The organism is Candidatus Cardinium sp. cByotN1, from assembly GCF_022810525.1.
GTDB lineage: Bacteria > Bacteroidota > Bacteroidia > Cytophagales > Amoebophilaceae > Cardinium.
Genome location: NZ_JAACGG010000136.1, coordinates 1 through 2,221 on the forward strand (window position 1 = coordinate 1; position 2,221 = coordinate 2,221).

The 2,221-nt window shown below is 35.7% G+C and carries 1 protein-coding gene; it reads left to right on the plus strand.

Annotation, left to right across the window (positions count from 1 at the left end):
* Positions 1-109: 109 nt before the first annotated feature.
* Complete coding sequence (locus MUW73_RS03935; RefSeq protein WP_243018685.1) at positions 110-2,041, plus strand: RecQ family ATP-dependent DNA helicase; 1,932 nt, start codon at positions 110-112, stop codon at positions 2,039-2,041.
* Positions 2,042-2,221 lie beyond the last annotated feature (180 nt).

Here is a 2,221-nt window from a genome sequence, read left to right on the forward strand (position 1 = left end):
ACAGTCGTGAACGGATACAAGTGAAAAACTATCTAAGAATAATTATAGTTGAGACAATAACTTTTTTTATTTATTCTACTCTAAAGCAGCTAGAAAGCCATTCCAAACCATGGGAAAAGTTTATGATTTATTAAGCAAACATTGGGGCTATCACGCTTTTAGACCCCTTCAGGAAGCCATCATTAGGACTATTATAGATGGTCGAGATGTATTGGTTTTTTTACCTACTGGTAGTGGAAAATCACTTTGTTTTCAATTACCAGCTTTGTGCAAAGAAGGGTTAACGCTTGTTGTAACACCACTTATTGCGCTTATGAAGGATCAAGTCACCCAACTTGCCCAAAGAGGTGTTCATGCAGAGGCTATTTTCTCAGGTATGTCTAGCGTAGAAATAGAGCGCAGGCTAGATAATTGTTTATATGGTAATGTTAAATTATTGTATGTATCTCCAGAACGATTACAGACTGACCTCTTTAAATTGCGTGCCGCTACCATGTCTATTACCACCTTAGTGGTGGATGAAGCTCATTGTATTTCTCAATGGGGCTATGACTTTAGACCTTCTTATTTAGCAATTGCACATTTTAAGCAAACCATTCCAAAGGCTAATACAGTAGCCTTTACCGCTACTGCCACTAAAAGGGTTAAACAAGATATTCAAAATCGTTTGCAATTGAATAAACCACTCCTTTTTGCACAAACTTTTCATAGACCTAATCTTATTTACTGGGTACGCAAAACAGATCATAAAGAAGCACAACTGCTCAAAGCTTTAAAACAGACTGCTGGACCGGCTATTATCTATGTAAACACACGGAAAAAAACAGAAACCATAGCTAATTTTTTGCAAAAAAATGGTATGACTAGTGTATTTTACCATGCTGGTTTAACTACGGCTGATAGAGCTATTAAGCAAAACTTATGGACGCAAAATAAAGTACGCATTATGGTGGCTACAGCGGCCTTTGGTATGGGTATTGATAAAGCAGATGTTTCTTTAGTGGTGCACTTAGATTTACCTGCTTCATTAGAAGCTTATTGTCAGGAAGCAGGAAGAGCTGGTCGGAATAATTTGACTGCTTATGCTATTCTTTGGTATGATTTACAAGACATTATACTTTTAAAACAAAAATGTAAAGAAAGTTATCCGACTATTGATCAAATAAGAAAAGTTTACCAGCATCTGGTTAATTATTATAAAATTGCGGTTGGTTCTCATGCTTTTGTAACTTATGATTTCGACTTAGAAGATTTTAAGCAGACAACCGGGTTATACACGAAAGAGGCCTATTATGGATTAAAAGCATTGGAGTTAGAAGGGTTTATACAACTTAATGAGGCCTATTATCAGCCATCAAGGGTTTATTTTTTGTTATCTAGGGAAGATTTGTATGCATTCCAACTCCATCATCCTGCTTATGATTGGTGCATTAAAGGACTGTTAAGGCTCTATGGTGGCACACTTTTTACACCATATTGTACGATTGTTGAAAAAAAAATAGCCCAGTTCACTCAACTTGCAGAATCTAAAGTACAGGAACAATTACATGCCTTGCATCGACTAAAGGTTTTAGAATACTTTCCACAAAAAGCAACTCCACAAATTACTTTTTTAACACCACGTTATCTTGCTACTGAACTACCCTTACCCATTCATAAAATTGAGCAAAGAAATAAAACAGCTTATCAACAAATAGAGTCAGTAATAGAATATGTTACCAATGATCGCCGCTGTCGCTTGGCTGTATTATTGGATTATTTTGATGAAAATGAATTGGTGTGTAACCAATGCGATATTTGCAAAAGCAAGGCAACCAGAACTATAAAAGATGAACTTATAACAGAAGGTAGAAACTATGTTATGCATGCCATTAAACATGGCAAACAAGATCTAAAAAAAATAATAGAAGCAGTGGCTCCTGAAAAAGAGAAAGAATTATTGGATGTTATAAGGGCCATGTTAGATAAGAAAGAAATATACTATCAACATCCTGGTCAATTACAAATCAGTGAATCTTCAGATATATCTGTTCCTGCTTAGTCGGAGTGGTAAATAGAGCATCCATTCAGCCCTCACCTACGGACGTGTGTTATAGCCTAACAAAGAGAATATATGCAATCCAGTTTTTTAGGAGCGGTATGATGGTGTATCTGTTCCTGACACTGGTAAAAAATGAATTTTTGTTGTTACTTTTTTCTTGATAAAAAAGTAGCCAAAAAA